Below are 19,071 nucleotides of genomic sequence, written 5' to 3'. Positions count from 1 at the left end.
GTCTTACTCCTGGGGTGATGCGGCGAGTAGCGCCGGGCGAAGGGTGGTGAGCGTGATGGGGAGAACCTGGTTCGTGAGCGCTGGCCAGGTAAGGAGCGTCGACTCAAGAGGGTTCCCTGGTTTTGGCAGCAGGAGCAGGAGCGGAGAACGCCGGTGTTCCTTCACCACCACGGTGTCCCAATGGGGGCTGTTTTTTGCCGCAACGACAAAGCCAAGGCTATTTTCTTCCTGGTCGGGCAAATGGATCACCAGGCCACCTGACGCCGGGGCGATTACCAATTGGAACATCCCGTTTTCCGGGACCAACACCTGGGCATCCGATCTTTTTTCACGCTTCATGGCACGGCGTTCGATGACCTCAAGGAGCACACGAAGGTCGGTATGGTCAGGGTCGCCACCGCTACAGTCCAGGTCGGTAAGTTGCCGGTACTGCTGCTCGGTAATACCGGAGAGTCCGCATCCACGCTGGCTGGTGGCCAAGCATCGATACAGCACGGCCAGGTCATCGTAGTCGATCAGGTCATCAACGCCGCCTGGCAGATACCGGGTCAAGTTGCCTTTCTGCAACGTGTTCTCTTGCACGAGCGTGACGGGCTGGTTCCTGCTGAGATCAAGGGACAGGGGTTCTGCACGGTGGTTGAGCACCATGCTCCCGTGTAATGGGTCCATGGAAGGGGGACGGATAACGATCTCGCCTCGGGCAGAAGCGCATTCCGGCACGGTCACGCCTACCGCTGTAAATCGCATTTCAAAGAGCACTTGGGGCTCAGTCGTGGGTTGAAGATGACTCTGGAAATCACCGATGACCATCAGAGCGCGCCACTGCCCCTCCCCGTTGTCTACGAGATCGGGCTGATACATCCCGTCCGGTGTGCTGGGCAAAAACACCACGTGCTCAGAAGGAACCTCATCTCCTCTTCGTAGCGGTGCCGGTCCTTCTACGCGAATCCAATGGGCCGGATATTCAACGGCGATCTGAGCGGCGGAAATCGGCTCCGTGAATTCGGCGACCATAACTTGGACCCAGAATTCACCGGTGCCCGTGAGGTCATGCATCCGTACCTGACCATTCTGCGCATCGTGGCCGGGAAGGTTGGGTTTTGGGCGTAAATAGATTTGCGCAGAATACGCCGGGAATACGAATCCCAACAACAGAAAGAAAAACACCGATCTCATTGAGCACCCCCATTGGAACGAATCTGTGTCAGCAACGTCTGTACGTGCGGATGGCGGGCGCTTCGTTTAGCAGCCGGACATTCCACCTTGCCGCCGGTCACATTCCCGATAGCGATATCGAGTACCGGTCGGGAATCAGCCAGTTCAGCAAGCTGATCACATACTGATGGGGCCAATGGGTTTTGCGTGAGGTCGAGGTATATCAGCTTCGGAAACCGCGCTACGTCTGGTATGTGGGCAAACCGGTTATTGACCAGATCAAGGTACCGGAGTTCCGGCAAGTGCAGTTCCGGTGGCAAGTCGGAGAGGTCGTGTTCTGATAACCCCAGCCACCACAGTTGCTCCAGACTGCTGGAAGGAAGGGTGATTTCCGTGGTGCCATCCAATGCCAAGATTCGGAGTGCGGCGGGGATTGCCGGTACGCTCGAAAGTTGGGTGTGTTGCACCATGGCCGCGACCAAAGTAGAGGGAAACTCTGGGAGATGAACCAGGGGATTTCGCGAAAGATCGAGAAGCCGGAGCCCTTCAGGAAAGCTTTGAGCATGAGTGATCTCGTTTCCCGCGAGGTTGAGTTCTTGGAGATGAGCTGGAAGTGTGGTCCATTGGGTAATGGCCTGATTGGGCAGATCAATAACGCGGAGACGAGGAAGCGCGTCCAACCCGTCAAGGGTCTGGATGCGATCAGGGTGGTCAGGGCTATGGGGAAACGAGATTTCGGTGATGTGTTCACCTTCCGCTTGGGAAATCTCACCATCGCAGTCGAGGTCATAGAGCGAAACGAGGTGATCTTTCAGGACCGGATCAGCAATCGGCAATGACCTGCCATTGGTCTGTGATACCTCCTGAAAAGACATGTACTTGAGGAAATCCACGGTGGGCATGACGCCCAATGGGGTGAGGTCTCGCCCATCGTACATTCGGAGTTCACCTTCGCCAGAGCGACCAAAACTGATCCCGACATAGAGCCGTTCACCTTCCGGGGTGAAAAACGCGCTGTAGGGACCAACGGAATAGCGCTGCCTCTTGTCCTGAGTCCATTGCCCGGTCCCAGGATTCAGTGAATGGAGTTGCAGTTCGCGTCCACGAGTGGAGCCAAGAGCAAGCCGATCTCCCCTGGGGCTCAGGCGAAAGATCGTGACGGAGGATGGGACCGGGAATTGTTGCGTCACCTGCATGGTGATGAGGTCCACGACGCTTACTTGACGGTCAGAACTGTGCAAGACCAGCGCGGTCTCTCCGTTCGGGGTGATTTCGATTTGAGAGGGCCGGTAGGTCAAGGGCAGGGTTCCCACGACCGCTGCCTGATGGATATCGATGATACTCATGCTGCGACTTGATTCGTTCAACACAAAGGCATGGGTATTGGTGGTCGCCATTTTGCGTGGGGAGGAACCAACGGGGATATGAGCGACCAATTGCTGACCGGGGATATCAACCAGGGTGACTGTATTGGACAACCGATTGGTGACGAGCACAAACTGCTCGTCCGAGGTTACCCTCATCGTATCGGGTGACCGTCCCAGGGTGATATCGCGGAGTTTCTGCCCGGTACTGCTCTCAAAGAAACTCAGTCGGCTGCTGTCCCGGCCGATGATCGTCTGCATACCTTCCGCGTGATAGACCTCCAAAAGGACACTGCTGGTCACTTGCTCGTCTATCTGGCAGAGCGCTTCGGGTGCGACAGACCAAAAGCGTTTCCTGGCTTCGGCAAAGAGGAACGTTTCCGTGTCTGTGCCGACATGGCCCGTGTGGTGTGGGTACGGCATTGTATGCTGCTCAATCCCAGTGAATATGCCCGTAGGAAATGCAACGACGCGGTTAAATGCCATGTCATCTTCAGAGACCGTGGTCAGGAAGAGCTGCTCACCATCCGATTTCAGGGCCATTCCCGTGGTGATCTGGTCTAATGGGTACCGCAATGCCGGTGCATTCGTCCGGGTGTTGTAGGCGATCACGGCATCACGAAACCGGAAATAGAGGATGGCTCCGGTCTCATCCTGTACGATTTGTTCCAGGTCTCCCCGGGTGGGATTGGCCGCAACGGTCACGCGTTCATCGACAAAGAAGTAGGGCGCCCCGGAGAGTTCACCCAGACGTAAGCGGGCATACCCAAAGGAATCAGCATGCGCGATGACCAATCGGCCGTCAGGTAACCAGTGGAGTGTTTCAATAGAGCTTCCCACTTGATAGGGGCGACTGAGCACGGTATCGGTTTCGGTATCGATGTATTCCACGAGTCCCGTTTTCCGGGTGGGGTAAGTATCAAAGGTTGCTACGGCCAGGAAGCGGCCGTCAGGGGAGAAAGAAAGGGCTCCGGGGTTCTGGCGCACCGGGATTTGAGTAATCACCGTTTGTGAGGCCAGATCAATTTTTTCCACCGTGCTCCCTGGCATGTGGGCGCTTCCGTAGTTACTGATGTAGAGGAAGCGACCGTCAGGAGAAAAGCCCCAGTCCCGTGAGGTGGTGGCAAAATCCACCAGGTTCATATGGTCGTTGGTCAAATCAATGAAACACAGTTGCCGTGTGCCTCGCACGATCAGCGAGGTTCCATCCGGTGTGATCATCAGTTCTCGCGGTTGGGTCATGGCCGGAAGGTTCAGGTACCGCCATTGCTGGTCGTGCAGATGGGAGACCAGCACCTGTGCCGGTTTTCCCCAAGGGGCTTCGCTGAGGGCGTACACTTCGGTTCCGGTGGGATGGAACAGGACGTCCATTCCTGGGCCGGTTAAGGTCAAGCGACGCTGTCGGGTCAGGGTACCGGCGTCGAGGAGGAGGAAGCGGTGCTGGTCCTGAGTAACCACGGCAATGGTAGCGCCATCGGGTGACGTATCTACCGCTACAGGCTGGGCTTCCTGGGGATCGTTGGTGACAAAATACGGTAGCGGGGTCAGCGCGATTTGTTCATTGAAGGCGTGTATCCCGGTTGGTTCATTCCCGAGGGTTCCAATGGTAACCACTCGATATTCGGGTTCTTGGGCAGTAAGGGGAAGCCCCTGAAAAAAACCGTATCCAAGGAACGGCAAAAGGACGTAGACCACGGCGTACCACCAGGCATGGTGATGCCGTGCCGCGAAATTGTGCGACATAAGAGCTCCTATTGTAGGGCGAGTGCGAGTATAAAAAGTAAGGACCAGGGCGTACCGGAATACCACTGCGACATGTATGTGTGCCATACACGCCGCAGTTGGAGTATTCCCGCGTTCCTGCTCAGCGTATTTGGGGAGTCTTGCTCAGCAGGAATAGAGGTTTTTCAGGTGGTGAAATTCACCGTCCAGAGACGGATCGGGAACCATATAAGGACAAGGACGTCGGTACAAAATTTGAGAAGCATACACGGTTTTCCTACACGGATCTCACCATCCTCGGGATTGTCGAGGGTGGTAGTCCGATCAGGTCGATGTGTTCTGGGATGAGAGATCGCGAACAGGGCCAGAACCTTCTTGTCGTAGAGGCTCAAGTCCTAAAGCGCAGAACGCCACCAAAACCGCTGAAAAAATATCAGCTTTTTGTCACTCAGCCCGCCCTGAAAATCGCCTCACACTTTTCCCGAGACAGCGGTGATTTCGAGTGTCACGGCCGCCATGGTGTTTTGGCTGCCTGTGCCTTTGGCCAGTCTTACGAGATGGCGGGCTCGTTCTTCCGCCGGGATTTGAGGAGACTCAAGCCCATGTCGAAGGTCTTCTTCGTTGAGCGCGCTGTAAAGACCTTTTGTACAGATTAAAACGCGGTCGCCAGCGCGCAGTCGGATCTGGCCTTGTGTCGGTCGGTACCGCTCGTTGCCACCGAGGTACTTGACGAGTGTTTCGCGATTGGGGTGGCACTCGTAGTCTTCAGGCTCAATCTCTCCGCTGGCGAGGCCACCCATGGCCAGGCTGTGGTCTTGGGTCAAACACCGCAGTTGGTGTTCTCGCAGATGATAGAGCCTGATATCGCCCAGGTACCCGAATACCAGGGTGTTCCCTTCGATGATCGCCCCCAGCAAGGAGGTTTCTGTGCCAGCGTAATTTTCCGAGTACGCACGAAACTTGATCACCGTCTCATGAACTCTCTCGAAGGTGCGCTGTAACATGCCTCTGAGCATTTCCTCCGGTCCATTTTCCGGTCTCGGTCTCCAGATCTCCGGCCAGATTCGCCGTCCTCCAGACCGGGTAAGGTCTAAGAGTTCGGAGGCACGTTGCAAGGTGAGGTAGCTGGTAAAACCGCTGTGAGGTGATCTGTAGGCCTCGTTTGCCACGAGGATGTATCCCGAATCGTACCGATACCCGGCACCGTCCTGAGTCTGCTCATGCTTCTGTGAGGTTTCACCGTCTCCCGCAATGACGATGTGTATTTCGTCCGCGTGCTCAGTGGGCAGAAAAAATGGCCAGGATGAGGGGTCATGGTTCATGTGCGGTTCTCTTGAGAGGGGTAGTGGCAATTTGTGCCAGACAATCAGGCCGGAAATATAAAAAAACAACTTCGATAACACGGTACATACCACGTGACTGAAACGAAAAAAAGTGGCCGAAAGATCCTCCCCAGAATCTTTCGGCCCAAAATGCTATCGAGGTCTATCTATGGACTCGCTACGCTACAAATTCGCAATGCCCCTGTTGTACCGGATTTTTTTCCTCACCCCAAGTCGCACAAGTAGGTCTTCATCAAGTATTTCAGGACCGGGTACAGTGCCTGATTTTTTCGCTTTAGTTCGCAGAAAATCCAGATGGATTTTCCTTGCGATCAGATGAGTGAAGCACTACGCCCAATGCGGTCCTGTTCTTTTTTATGCGGGGTTTTCGGGTCCGCTTTGTTCAGTCCGAACACGCGACCACATCAAGACACCCGCTCTTCGAAACGATAAGTCGGTCTTGCAAAAACATGTCAAGACCGCCGAGATGAAATCCTCATGTTCTTGTTTATATTAAGCAGGTTACAGCAAAAACCTTCCCGCCAAGACGCTCTTGAGCTCAACACCAGGACCGGGTGTTCTCACACGGCGCAGTGCTCAATTTTCCGAGGTCTTCCATCCCGAGACTAACTTTTCCTCTCAAGACCGACGTTCCCCCGCAGACGCTCCCATCATCTTATGGTACGCTCAGTTGATTCACTCACTATTTCCAGTACCACTGGTTCGCTTTATGAAACACAACCCACAACTGATTTACATCATTTTGCAGCTTCAGAATCGAAGAGAGTATACCTTTATTCAAGCGGCTCGCGTTGGTTTACCTGAGCGAGTTCAACGGCAACGAAGGAGCTTAGCGAACCTGGCCAAAAATAATTCCTTCAATGGCTATAAACGCCGACCAGGGCAAACGGAGTCTGCCTACCGAAATCAAATGCGCCGCGAGTATGGCCCATTAGGGGATTGTATTCACGTACGAACGGTCGTCGCTCGGAACGGGCGCCCCTATGACGCCTTTTCCGGGGTGATTTTTAAGATCGCATTAGGTGAACGCTTACTCCGTATCGGGTTACTATCTCTCGCAACGGTGGTGTTCACACCGCTCCATCAACCGGATCAGTTCGGTTCATTCGGGGTTTCTGCTGAAGAATTTGGGCTGGTTACCCGAATGCTTCACGCTCATAAGGAGAACTTCGCGTTTGATGCGCCCTTCCAAAAACGAGATTGGTTCACCATCATTCCCACAGGCGCGTTTAACGCCATGCTCGAATGGGCGCTGGGAACCCCTCCGCTCATCCCGGCCACCACAGCGCCGGACCTGCTCAAAAAGGCGCTCGTTGATCGATTGAGGGCTGCTGGTTCCCTTCCTGCCATGATCCAAAGAGATGTTTCTGAACTCAGTCACTCCGCGCAAAAACGACGAGGCCACACGGTGGATGATTCAGCGATACCAGTGTCGCCTCAGCCCCATACCGGCTTTACTTATGACCGGTACCTGCTCCAACGGGGCTTGCCACCTGAAGCAAATCGATTCCTGCCGGTGATTCAAGAGGGCACAGAAGTTGTTCCGGTGCGTCCACCACAAAAACGCACCGACTCCCATGCTTCCGGAAAACTCCTGTTGTTGCCCGGCTCTCTGGAGGAAGCACAACCCCAGGCGCCTTCCGCCCCGTCTGCTCCAAAAAGCAGGTTCGGGTCCATGCTCCTGGTTTCAGCCGCATTCCTTGTACTGGCGTTTGGTGTGGGTCGGATGTTTCTGCCATCCCCAAAGATGAGCTATGTCGACCAAGTCCGTGCTGATCAAATGGTTATGGCACTCTACGCTCAGCTTGACCTGGAGGTGGCCCAAGAAGTACTGGCTCACCACTATCACGGCCCGGCTCATTCTGTTATCGTCACGCCTGATACCCTGGAAAGCGTCTTTATTCCAGAGCCTTAGGCATCCTCATCTTCTGGTGGATCGGGGTGACTACCAGGAATAGTACCGTCCTTCCCGGCTGGGGATGAAGATTCCGTCTGCCGCGAAAGAGCGAGGCTTTCTGTACTAAAGCTGACAGTGTCTCCATCTGCCGGTGAAGACTCGCTGCTCTGGGGCGCAGCTGGTTGGGTTCCGGTTTGGGGTGACCGGAATATTTGCGAGGAGTTGGGCAACAATGGGTTGCTGCCTGAAATAGAGGTCATTGATACGCTCCTTTTCGCCCATCAGGGGCACTTCTTGGATTTTATGAGTTCGGTGAATCGACGTAAGAAGATATCCGTTTCGTCCTTGAGTCTGGTATCGATAAGTTCCTGGGTTTTTTCTGGGGTTTCACATTTATTGATGTAGGCGGTCACTAGTACGGTCCAGGTGATCGGGCCGGTTTTGAAGATTTCGGCCAGGTCATGGGCTTCTTTGAGGGTCTTTTTGGCTTCCTCATTCCAATTCAATTCGTGAAGATAGAACCCAATGTAGGCTTTGGCGTCTACCATGCCTCTCCGGTTTCCGATGCGTTCATATTCAGGAAAAGCGAGTTCGGCAAAGGTCCTGGCCATCTCGGTTTTCCCTTGAGTATACGCTGATATTGACATCATGGTATAGAGCTGGCCACGCCCAACATCCTCTGAAATGGCAATAAAGGCGGCACGCTCAAAGTAGGAATCCGCTGCTTCTAGGTCTCCTGATCTGAGCTTGCCATGTCCTAACTGCACCAATACCCTGAACTGATTCCGGGGGTGCTTGGCTTTTTGGTACAGTACGAGCGCCTTTTTCAAAGATTCATGTGCTTCCTCAAACTTGTGCATATTGATGAGAGCCGCCCCATTAAGCGCCCAGCAATGCCCAGCGAACTTGTCTGGGAGATTCGGGTTGGCGAGCAAAAGCTTTACCATTTCCAGCGCCTTTTGATTTTCGCCCATCATTTGCCAGGTATAGGCGAGACCATAAAAGCACATGTCATTATTGGTCTGTTCATGGCAGTCATCAAAATACTCGAATGCTTTTTCCGGTCCATATTGCCGAGCAATGTTCATTCCCGTGGTGTACGGGCGTGGCTCATGTAACTCAAATTCCGGTTGTGCAAAAACGTTGTTCCAAACAAAGAAAGGGCAGAGGACCAATAAAACCCGTCGTAATTTCATCTGCGTTGCCTTTCATCCCTGAAGCTTCACGTTGCCGAATTCGGTACACCCTCTGTACCGGTCAGCCCATTTGGGCCACGAGGACAACACTCTTTGAGACGGAAACCCCAGGTATTCAGTAAATTATTGATAGCCATGCGCTTGCCGCTGTCGAAACGCTAAAGTGGCGAAGGCGCATAAAAAAAATCCGTCCGGCTCCCCAATACAAAACCCCTCTCATTTGTGCCGGAACGTAATTTTTCGTGAGATCATACCATGTCTCCGGTTTTTCCGGGTGTTTTTGTGAAACGGTCTTTTTCATGGCCTGCGCTTCGAACACCGTATTCATGACCTTTGCGACACAAGATGCAAAGATTCAGAGAGTTACTCAAGACCGACATGCTGTTCTTTTGTATTTGGTGAATATGTATTTAAATTTTCATTGTTACGCCCGATGCGGTGCGCACAAGTGTTTGTTAGTAATTGCGCTGAAGCAAATTCCCGGAACAGGTGTGTTTCAGCTCGTTAGCAAAGTACTTGGCGCAAAGTAACCACACCGGAGGGGAACGAAGCCTGTGCCCTGTCTGGAGGCCTGAGTGCCATAAAGCGCGCTTTACCCGTGGTCGGTCTGATTCTGGTTATTCCACCTCCTACGAAATAGCCGTTTTGAACCGGACTGACCATGGACCCCACACTTCAATGATCGAGAACTTTAGTTTATGACCCCATTTCACCGCTTACTCCCGAAAACCAAGGCCTGGACCCCACCCGAACTTACGCTTCATGCCGGTTGGGCCTCGTTCGTTGGAAACCGACAGAAGAATGAAGATGTCGCACTTTGCCTTTCTGAACCCCGTGTCTTTGCCGTCGCTGACGGCATGGGCGGGCATGCACATGGTGAGTTCGCGGCAAAAACAACCGTGGAGCATTTCGCGAAATGGATGCTGCATGCTCACGCGCGAAACTGGTCATGGCCACGAGAGTGGGGTCAACGCCCGAACACCGGCAATGAACCGCTGATGCGATGTATTCTCGCCCGAGCCCTCGCCCAAGCGAATGAAGAAGTGCTCCGGCACATCGAATGTAATGTGGCGTACGCGGGTATGGGGTCTACCTTTAGTGGCGGCGTGTTTTACCGGCATGCGTTCCATTGGATTCATGTAGGTGATACCCGGATTTACCGGTTAAGAGGCGGTCAGATAACACTCCTCACCAGGGACCAAAATTACCGCGAACTGATCCGAGCAAGTGGCCATCCCGATAGCAGGGATCAGCTTGCTCAGTTTGGCCATCGGCTCACGCAGCATGTTGGAATGGATGGACTCCTTCCCGAGCAAGGTTGTGAACCCTGTGCTCCCGGGGACACATTTTTGATCTGCTCCGATGGGTTATACGAAACGCTCGGACCGATTCAGGTATGTGCCATCCTGGCCGATGCGACGCGAATGCCGGAACGTCAAGCGGAGCAGTTCATGATGAAAGCCAAGGATGCCAAGGCTTCCGATAATGCCACCGCTGTGGTCATCCAGTTGTAACGGTAAGAAGGTTTCATGAAGTACGCTTCCATCGTTCTCGAGTTACCAGATAACGAACTGTTTACCCCCGCGAAGATCTTTCGATTCGCTCTTGAACGGGGATTACTCGAACGCTTCGGCCTGGAAGACATGGAGAGGCTGCGCTATCGCATTCGCGTGAATTTAGCACAGTTTTCCACACGACATAAATTCCCAAAATCAGGGGATGGTGTCGTTTTTCTTCCAGGCCAACCTGCAACGGCTGGCTGGGTCGGTCGTCGTTGGAAAGAAGCGATGCGACGCTCCCTGGAACGCCACCAAAAGGCCTGAGCTGAGTAGGTGGCCAGTACCACTTTCGTAATCGGGTGCCCTGACCTGAAATCGCCACGGGGCTGGCGGTTTTTTTTAGCCCAGCTCACCCTTCACGCTTCTTTTTGTTCACCCAGGGAAGGTCTGCCTTTCCGCGAATCCATCATCAGACACAAATTCCAAGACAATGAACTCGAATCTGGTCTTTTTCTCTACGCAGCCAACCGTACTTCGGAATTCACCAGCATTCCATACTCCTCTGGCGGTTGGCTGCTCTTTTTAGGCTCCTCGTTGAACCTGTTGTAGCCCAGAGAACAGTAACTCTTGAACTCTCGCACGAGATAAACCGAGTTCCAGCGCATAACATTCCAGCTCCTGAAGCACCTTCTGTTCGTCGATCTCTTGATGAGAGGCTTTAATGTGCCCTAGGTACTCGGATTTGCAGCGCAAGATGTAGTCACAGATTTTCTGAAAATGAGTTCTTCGACGATCAGGGTTGAAGCCAGGATTAATATACCCACCAGTGACCCCACCTTCGAAGCTGTGGTTGAGGGAGCGTTTCACTTTGAGATAATCCAGACCCACATCGTCGGCTACAGAGGCGAAGGTCCGGCGACATGCGTGGAGGCCGAAATCAATTCCGACCAGGAAGCTCAATTGTTTGGAGCATCGACCATGATCAGAAATAGGCTTGTTGACTGACAAAATCGAAGGAAACACATATGGGCTGATGGACTCTCGCTGACGATGCAGCTGACGAAGCAGCTCCCAGGGGTAGGTGGAGAGGGGAATCAAGTGGTTCTGTTTGTTTTTTACGCCAGTGAATTGAGCGGCAACATCATCTGCTGTACCCGGAAGGCAAATGAGCCCCTGTTCCAGGTCAATATACTTCCAACGCAGGCTTCGTGCTTCGATCCCACGCATACCAGTAAACAAACAGAGGAGAACCAAATGACAATACCGCTGTGAGAGTGCGGTGGTAGGGGTTCCAATAATCTTGTTTTCTGCCCAGTTTTCCACTGTGACCACGAATTTTCCTAAATAGGATGAAGGGACGAACTGGCGTCGCGGTGGATCGTGTTTAATGTGTTTGAGCATATTCCGTGCATTCGACACAGGGTTGGTGTGCAACAACCATTCATCGTTTGGCCCCTTGCAGTAGGGGGCGCATGTATTCCAGATGTTGCTGAAGACTTTAAGAAAGGTAAAGCACCCATCACGAGCTGTTTTACGGGCTTCATGGAATTGCTCCACCAGTGCCTCTGGAGTTATAGCCGTCACTTCAAGGTCCATCCATTCAGGGGGAAAGTGGTAATTCACGGTGTAGTGGTACTTGCGCAGGGTGCGATGACTCAGGTCGCTCTTGAGTTCAAAAAACTTGGCGACGAGTGTCTTCAGTCGGATATCACAGTGTTCCTGCTCATCCTGGCCAGGGGTCTTCTGTTCTCTGGGGTCAATACCCCTTTCACAGAGGCTGGCATAAGCTCGAGCCTGTTGCCGAGCCAGCTCTATAGAAATGGCTGGGAAGGCCCCAATGGTGATCTTGATCGGAGAGCCTTTGCTCCCAGAGATCCGTTTTTCAAAAACGAAGCACGACCGTTTCTTGCCAACGGTGAATTTAAGTCCGGCGACTTCGCGGTCTTTAACGATGCATGATTGCTGGTCGCGGACCAGTCCAGTGAGAAGGGTTTTATTGAATCGAACAGTTTTTGCCATGGGGTTTCTCCTTCAAATTTGGCAGTAGGAAGGAGAAAAGCGCTTTTCTCTCGGCGACAATTTGTCGACAAATCCAATCTAAACCACAAGTCAGGAAGAGATCAAATCGTCACCCGCCATGCTGTTTACAATACACAAAACATTGCAAACAAGACGCTTATTAGCACCCAGGGAGATTGTAGAGTTACCGAGCGAAAGAGCTGAGCGGCCCCCGTTGGGGCGCGCCGGGTCAATCCCCCGTCCATACCGGGTCGTGTTCCGGGTCAACCCCACACCCACACCCGGTTATGTTCCGGGTCAATCCCACGCCCACACCGGGTTATGTTCCGGGTCAACCCCACGCCCACACCGGGTTGTGTTCCGGGTCAATCCCACGCCCACACAGGGTCGTGTTCCGGGTCAACCCCACGCCCCACCGGGTTATGTCCCGGGTCAACCCCACACCCACACCGGGTCGTGTTCCGGGTCAATCCCACGCCCACACCGGGTTATGTTCCGGGTCAACCCCACGCCCACACCGGGTCGTGTTCCGGGTCAATCCCACGCCCACACCGGGTTATGTTCCGGGTCAACCCCACGCCCACACCGGGTTATGTCCCGGGTTAATCCCAAGCCCCCACACCGGGTTATGTCCCGGGTTAATCCCAAGCCCCCACACCGGGTTGTGTTCCGGGTCAATCCCCCCGTCCATGCCGGGTTGTGTTCCGGGTCAACCCCACGCCCACACAGGGTCGTGTTCCGGGTCAACCCCACGCCCCACCGGGTTATGTCCCGGGTCAACCCCACACCCACACCGGGTCGTGTTCCGGGTCAATCCCACGCCCCACCGGGTTATGTCCCGGGTCAACCCCACGCCCACACCGGGTCGTGTTCCGGGTTAATCCCAAGCCCCTACACCGGGTTATGTCCCGGGTTAATCCCAAGCCCCTACACCGGGTTATGTCCCGGGTCAATCCCAAGCCCCTACATCGGGTTATGTCCCGGGTTAATCCCAAGCCCCTACACCGGGTTATGTCCCGGGTCAATCCCAAGCCCCTACACCGGGTTATGTCCCGGGTTAATCCCAAGCCCACACCGGGTTGTGTTCCGGGTTAACCCCACGCCCCACCGGGTTGTGTTCCGGGTCAATCCCCCGTCCATACCGGGTCGTGTTCCGGGTTAATCCCCCTCGTGCCGGGTCGGGTATCGCTCAAACCCATACCCAAGCCGGGTTGTAGGTTGAATCAAACCCGTTCACCCGGGGCCGTACCTCTACCCGAAAACACGCGATCACACCATAAGGGCGTCCACCCCAAGGGGCTATCCGCCTTTGGCGAGGTTTTCCAGGAAGGCGGAGTTGGATTTGGTGCGGGCCAAACGCTCGCACAGGAGTTCCATCGCCTCGGTTGCAGATAGCGGATTGAGTACCTTGCGCAGTACCCACAGGCGGTTGAGCTCTAGCTTGGAAAGCAACAGCTCCTCCTTGCGCGTACCGGAACGGGAAATGTCGATGGCGGGGAACACGCGACGGTCGGACAACTTGCGGTCGAGGATGACCTCCATGTTGCCGGTCCCTTTGAATTCTTCAAAAATGACGTCGTCCATGCGGCTACCGGTCTCAACCAGCGCGGTGGCGATGATGGTCAAACTGCCCCCGCCCTCAATGTTGCGCGCGGCACCAAAAAACCGTTTGGGCCGTTGCAAGGCGTTGGAATCAACACCACCACTCAATACTTTGCCACTCGGCGGGACAATGGTGTTGTAGGCACGCGCCAGACGCGTAATGGAATCGAGCAAAATGACCACGTCTTTTTTGTATTCCACCAAACGTTTGGCTTTTTCAATCACCATCTCGGCCACTTGCACGTGGCGGTTGGCCGGTTCGTCAAAGGTCGAACTGATCACCTCGCCGTCAACACCACGCTCCATGTCGGTGACTTCTTCCGGGCGTTCATCGATCAATAGAACAATTAAATAAACCTCGGGATGGTTGCGCGTTATCGAGTTGGCAATACTCTGTAGCAACATGGTTTTACCGGTACGGGGCGGCGCCACAATCAAACCACGCTGGCCTTTACCGAGCGGGGTCATCAAGTCCATGACACGGCCGGAAAGGTTGTCCGGCTCCATCTCAAGCGTGATCCGTTTGTCGGGATACAAGGGGACCAGGTTGTCGAACAAAATCTTTTCGTGGGTCTTTTCGGGTATGTCGAAGTTGATCGCCTCAATCTTGAGCAACGCGAAAAACTTCTCCCCTTCCTTAGGCGAACGAATTTGGCCGCTGACCGTGTCGCCCGTCTGTAAATTGAACTTGCGAATTTGAGAGGGCGAGACATAAACGTCGTCCGGCCCGGGCAGGTAATTATAATCGGGGGCGCGCAAGAAGCCGTACCCTTCCGGCAAAATTTCCAAAACCCCTTCACTGAACATCAAGCCGCTTTTTTCCGTCTGGGCTTGCAAAAGTTTAAAAATCAACTCTTGCTTACGCAGGCCGGCGATGCCCTGGAGTTTCAGCTTCTTTGCTTGACCAACCAGTTGCTCAATGCTCATTTCTTTAAGATCGGAAATATTCATGACGCATCCTTTTGCTGGTTAATCCGGCTTTTGGTTTCCTCAAAAGCCTGGTTGAGAAAGGTCCAGACATCGCGCATGCCGTTCCCATTCTGGGAACTGGTTACAATCAGATCGGTGTTGCTCATTCCCAATTGCTTGGCGAGATTCCGCTGCTGTTGTAACCCCTTGTTGCGAGAAAGCTTGTCTGCCTTTGTCAGGATGATCCGGAATGGAAAACCCGTCGCCCGTAACCAGTCGATCATTTGTCGGTCATGCACGGAAGGATCATGGCGAATATCCAACAAAAGGAAGATGACGCCGATAAAGGGCGTCTCCGTGAGGTAATCCTCAATGAGTGAGCCCCATTTTTCTTGTTCCTGTTTGCTGACTTTCGCGTAGCCATAGCCGGGAATATCCACGAAAAAAAATTGATCATTGATGAGGAAATAGTTAACAAGTCGCGTCTTTCCTGGAGTTTGCGAGGTTTTCGCTAACTTCTTTCGGTTGAGCAGACTGTTGAGCAAGCTCGATTTGCCCACGTTGGATCGACCCGCGAACACAAAATGGGGTATCGGGCGTTTCAAAAAGCCGCTGGAATCAGCCGCTGATGTAACGAAAACAGCAGAACGTACTTGCATCGTTCCTCAAATGCCTTGAGCAGCAAAGAATGATAAATTTTTTGACAAAGGGTGAATTTAACAGCTAGCTTACAGGAAAAGATGACAACCTGCAAGGCGCATTTAAGCCCCGCCCCGCGTCGCAAAAACGGGACTTGCCAAGGCTCGCACCCTCGCAAAAGCAACAACGAGGCGGGGAGCCGCCTCGTTGGGTTAATGGTTCATTTGAGTCTCGGGTTTAGCCGGCAATGTCCTCGATAATCGAGAACTTCAGCTTCTTGCTGCGGATCATTTCCGCGGTCACCGTCAACTCTTTGGTGGAGGTCATGCTGGGCAACTCAAACAGGTAATCCAGCATTAAATCTTCCATGATCAGTCGCAAGCCACGCGCACCCAACTTTCGCTCAATCGCCTGGCGGGCAATCAAAGCAATGGCGTCTTTGTTGAACTTCAGTTCAACGCCTTCCATCTCAAACATCTTGACGTACTGCTTGATCAGGGCGTTTTTGGGTTCGGTGAGAATGCGCGCCAAATCTTCTTCGAGCAGCGGGTCAAGCTGCGCAATAACCGGAATCCGGCCGACGAACTCGGGGATCAAACCAAACTTGATCAAATCCTCGGGCTCAACCTGCGCGAGCACGCTCTGCTCGTCCCATGTTTTGACAACCTGCTTGGCGTTAAAACCAAGCGTGCTCTTGCCCAAACGTTTTTCGATGATTTTGTCGAGACCGACAAAAGCACCACCGGCAACGAACAAAATGTTGCCGGTATCCAACTGGTAAAACTCTTGATGGGGGTGCTTGCGCCCGCCTTGGGGCGGAACATTGGCCACCGTGCCTTCAAGAATTTTAAGCAGCGCCTGCTGAACCCCTTCGCCACTCACGTCGCGGGTGATGCTGGGATTCTCGCTTTTGCGCGAAATTTTGTCGATTTCATCGATGTAAATAATGCCGCGCTGGGCTTTTTCGATGTCGTAATCGGCAGCTTGCAGCAGACGAAGCAGAATGTTCTCAACGTCCTCACCCACATAACCGGCCTCGGTCAAGGTGGTGGCGTCGACGATCGCAAAAGGCACTTCGAGAATGCGGGCCAAGGTCCGCGCCAGCAAGGTTTTCCCCGTACCGGTGTTGCCGATCATCAGGATGTTGCTTTTCTCGAGTTCCACATCGTCTTTTTTGGGTTTCGGTGCGGCAATGCGCTTGTAGTGCAAGTACACCGAAACCGCGAGCTTGCGTTTGGCCTGGTCCTGGCCCAACACATAGTCGTCTAAAAACGTCTTCAACTCAGCCGGGGTGTAAAGTTGCGGCTGCCGAGGCGCCTCATAGATTTGGTCTTCCTGCGCGATGTCATAACAGACGGCGACACATTCGTCACAGATATAGACATCCGGGCCCGCAATCAGTTTTTTGACTTCCCGCTGGCTTTTGTTACAGAAAGAACACTTTAAATCTCTCGATGCTGGCATAAACTCTCACACCCCATTTGCTGGCTAGCGTTAACGGCGAACGATCGCCTCATTATCAGGTAACGGTTTTATCGATTGGTTGGTCTCAAGACTTTAAGTCTCTTGCAGAAATAACCTCGTCGACAATGCCGTACTCAACCGCTTCTTGGGCACCCATGATGAAGTCGCGGTCGGAATCTTTTTGAATCTTCTTTAGCGTTTGGCCGGTATTTTCCGCCAACATTTTGTTCAGTGATTCTTTCATACGCAGGATCTCTTTGGCCTGAATCTCAATGTCACTGGCCTGACCTTGCGCGCCGCCGAGCGGCTGGTGAATCAAAACACGGGCATTGGGCAAAATGTAGCGTTTGCCTTTGACACCGCCGGACAACAAGAAGGCGCCCATGCTGGCCGCTTGGCCGATGCAGATGGTCGATACATCCTGTCGCACCAGTTGCATGGTGTCGTAAATCGCCATACCGGCGGTAATGCTGCCGCCCGGGGAGTTGATGTAAATAGAGGTATCGCGCTCTGGGTCTTCCGCTTCCAAAAACAAAAGCTGGGATACAACCAAGTTGGCCAAATGATCGGTCACCTGTTCACCAATGAAAATGATGCCGTCTTTCAGCAAGCGGGAATAGATGTCGTAACTGCGCTCACCACGACTGGTTTGCTCAACAACAATTGGAACTAAAGCCATGAACGGACTCCCTGATGTGATGTGTTAGGGGTGGTCACCGCGGCGCCACCCGACGGACGTCTAAGAATCTTAAGCTTCGGAGCCTTCCGCCGCAACGGATGTTTCTTCGGCATGGTCATGGTCGTGATCATGATTGCAATCTGGACCGTGCACATGCTCGGCTTCTTCCTCGGACTCGGGCTTGGTTAACTCGTCGACTTTGGTAATTTTAGCCGCTTCAACCACAGACTCCAACGCCTTACGACGACAAATTATTTCGGGAATGGTGTCGAGGACCTTGCTTTGCTTGAATTCTTCGCGAACTTCTTCGAGGGTGCGCTTGTCGTCGGTCTCGTCCAAGTACTCTTGCAGTTCGGTGTTGACGTCTTCTTCACTCGCCTCAATACCTTGTTGCTTGGCCAGCGCGTCCAAGAAAGCGTTCATACGCACCTTCTGAGTGGCACCCGGCATGTAACGCTCCATCATGCCGCGAACCATTTGCTCGGCGTGGGGAGAGTCTTGCAAGTACTGCATGTAGGGCATGATTTCTTGGCGAACCATCATTTCGGCTTCTTGCATGACGGCGGCGGGTGGTACCTGGAAGTCGTAATCTTCCAAAACTTTGGCGATGACGGTGCCTTCCAAACGGTTTTTCTCGTAACCCTCGCGCTCTTTGGTCATGTTCTCTTTCAACTGTGCACGCAGACCGGCCAAATCGTCGGCACCGCGTTCCTTGGCGAATTCGTCGTTGAGTTCGGGTTTAATGTGACGGCTGACTTTTTGAATATCCACCATCAGCTTTACTTTTTTCCCGGCCCACTCTTTAAAGACCTCGTCCTCGGCACCTTCGTGTTCCTGCTCGACTTCGTCACCGGCTTTTTTGCCGGAAACCATTTCGGCCAAAACCGCGTGGGTGTGCTCTTTGCCCAGGTAGATCACATATTTGTCGAGATCGGTAACGACCTCGTTGTCTTCAGCCGTCATGGCGGTCAAAGCAACGGTGACCTCGTCGCCGTCCTCGGCGCCGCGCTCGGTGATCTCCTCGGTTTTGGTACCGCTTTTGATCATCTCTTCGAGGGTTTCCTCGATTTCTTTGTCTTCGACTTTGATATTCAAGCTTTCCGCTTCAACACCCTGCCAACCCTCTTTCACTTCGACAACCGGCATGACTTCCAGGCCGACCGTGTACTGCAAGTTCTCTTTGTAAGAGAAATCGGCGTCAACGAAGTGGGGTTGACCGACAAACTTCAAATTTTCGCTTTGGGCCACCTCTTCAACGGTCGCGGGAATGATCTTTTGAACCATCGCGGACATCAACTCAGCACGGTAGCGTTTGATCAAAATCAAAACCGGGGCTTTCCCTTTGCGGAAACCGGGCAGGTTTGCGTACTTTTTGACTTCGTTAAGGGCACTGGTGAAGTGCGGCGCCACCTGATCCCACGGCAGCGTTACTTCCGCCGTTTTCATGATAGGGCTTTTTTCCGTAATCGTGACTTGCATGAAAATGTCCTCGATGGTCAGTGGATTAAACCATGGTCGTAACCAGGTCGGCGCGTTTCGCGTGGTCGCACTTTTGAAGCAGACCGAAAAACCCAACGCGCTAT

The 19,071-nt window shown here is 53.4% G+C and carries 13 protein-coding genes; 3 read left to right on the top strand and 10 right to left on the bottom strand.

Translation table 11 applies throughout. The annotated features are described in order from the left end of the window. Window positions 1-3: 3 nt before the first annotated feature. The 3 genes from J3U88_RS07415 to J3U88_RS07405 form a co-directional block, all read right to left on the bottom strand. Window positions 4-1,176 carry a hypothetical protein gene (locus J3U88_RS07415; RefSeq protein ID WP_207857946.1) on the bottom strand — a complete coding sequence of 391 codons (1,173 nt, stop codon included), beginning with the start codon at window positions 1,174-1,176 and terminating at the stop codon, window positions 4-6. Beyond that, window positions 1,173-4,262, bottom strand: a complete 3,090-nt coding sequence (locus tag J3U88_RS07410; protein ID WP_207857945.1) for a hypothetical protein — start codon at window positions 4,260-4,262, stop codon at window positions 1,173-1,175. Before J3U88_RS07410 ends, J3U88_RS07415 begins: the two co-directional genes overlap by 4 nt. Before the next feature lie 449 nt (window positions 4,263-4,711). Continuing rightward, complete coding sequence (locus J3U88_RS07405; RefSeq protein WP_207857944.1) at window positions 4,712-5,563, bottom strand: PP2C family protein-serine/threonine phosphatase; 852 nt, start codon at window positions 5,561-5,563, stop codon at window positions 4,712-4,714. Window positions 5,564-6,293: 730 nt separating this feature from the next. Between J3U88_RS07405 and J3U88_RS07400 the strand changes: the two genes are divergently transcribed. Continuing rightward, entirely contained in the window at window positions 6,294-7,499 is a 1,206-nt protein-coding gene (locus J3U88_RS07400) for a hypothetical protein (RefSeq protein WP_207857943.1), read from the top strand. 263 nt (window positions 7,500-7,762) lie between these two features. Here J3U88_RS07400 and J3U88_RS07395 read toward each other — a convergent pair whose 3' ends face one another. Next, window positions 7,763-8,677 carry a tetratricopeptide repeat protein gene (locus tag J3U88_RS07395; RefSeq protein ID WP_207857942.1) on the bottom strand — a complete coding sequence of 305 codons (915 nt, stop codon included), beginning with the start codon at window positions 8,675-8,677 and terminating at the stop codon, window positions 7,763-7,765. Window positions 8,678-9,375: 698 nt separating this feature from the next. On the opposite strand from J3U88_RS07395, the gene J3U88_RS07390 reads away from it, so the two are divergent. Together J3U88_RS07390 and J3U88_RS07385 are read left to right on the top strand one after the other, a co-directional pair. Beyond that, window positions 9,376-10,191, top strand: coding sequence for a PP2C family protein-serine/threonine phosphatase (locus J3U88_RS07390; RefSeq protein ID WP_207857940.1), 816 nt, complete (start codon window positions 9,376-9,378; stop codon window positions 10,189-10,191). Window positions 10,192-10,206: 15 nt separating this feature from the next. After that, window positions 10,207-10,500: a hypothetical protein gene (locus tag J3U88_RS07385; protein ID WP_207857939.1), complete on the top strand. Its 294-nt coding sequence runs from the start codon at window positions 10,207-10,209 to the stop codon at window positions 10,498-10,500. Window positions 10,501-10,758: 258 nt separating this feature from the next. On the opposite strand, the gene J3U88_RS07380 is transcribed toward J3U88_RS07385, so the two are convergent. From J3U88_RS07380 to tig, 6 genes are all read right to left on the bottom strand, one after another. Continuing rightward, entirely contained in the window at window positions 10,759-12,195 is a 1,437-nt protein-coding gene (locus J3U88_RS07380) for a tyrosine-type recombinase/integrase (RefSeq protein ID WP_207857938.1), read from the bottom strand. Window positions 12,196-13,494: 1,299 nt separating this feature from the next. Then, entirely contained in the window at window positions 13,495-14,748 is a 1,254-nt protein-coding gene (gene rho / locus J3U88_RS07375; protein ID WP_207857937.1) for a transcription termination factor Rho, read from the bottom strand. Next, a complete protein-coding gene (gene yihA, locus J3U88_RS07370; protein WP_207857936.1) occupies window positions 14,745-15,365 on the bottom strand; it encodes a ribosome biogenesis GTP-binding protein YihA/YsxC in 621 nt (206 codons plus the stop codon). Before yihA ends, rho begins: the two co-directional genes overlap by 4 nt. A gap of 217 nt (window positions 15,366-15,582) precedes the next feature. Next, window positions 15,583-16,809: an ATP-dependent Clp protease ATP-binding subunit ClpX gene (gene clpX, locus J3U88_RS07365; RefSeq protein WP_207857935.1), complete on the bottom strand. Its 1,227-nt coding sequence runs from the start codon at window positions 16,807-16,809 to the stop codon at window positions 15,583-15,585. 85 nt (window positions 16,810-16,894) lie between these two features. Further along, complete coding sequence (clpP, locus tag J3U88_RS07360; protein WP_207857934.1) at window positions 16,895-17,488, bottom strand: ATP-dependent Clp endopeptidase proteolytic subunit ClpP; 594 nt, start codon at window positions 17,486-17,488, stop codon at window positions 16,895-16,897. A 69-nt stretch (window positions 17,489-17,557) separates the two neighbouring features. Continuing rightward, on the bottom strand, window positions 17,558-18,967 hold the full coding sequence (gene tig / locus J3U88_RS07355; protein ID WP_207857933.1) for a trigger factor: 1,410 nt from the start codon (window positions 18,965-18,967) through the stop codon (window positions 17,558-17,560). Window positions 18,968-19,071 lie beyond the last annotated feature (104 nt).

Origin of the sequence: Acanthopleuribacter pedis (genome assembly GCF_017377855.1) — a bacterium.
Classification (GTDB): Bacteria; Acidobacteriota; Holophagae; order Acanthopleuribacterales; family Acanthopleuribacteraceae; genus Acanthopleuribacter; species Acanthopleuribacter pedis.
Note: the sequence above shows the minus strand (reverse complement) of the source record. Positions and strands in the feature narration are given on the sequence as shown.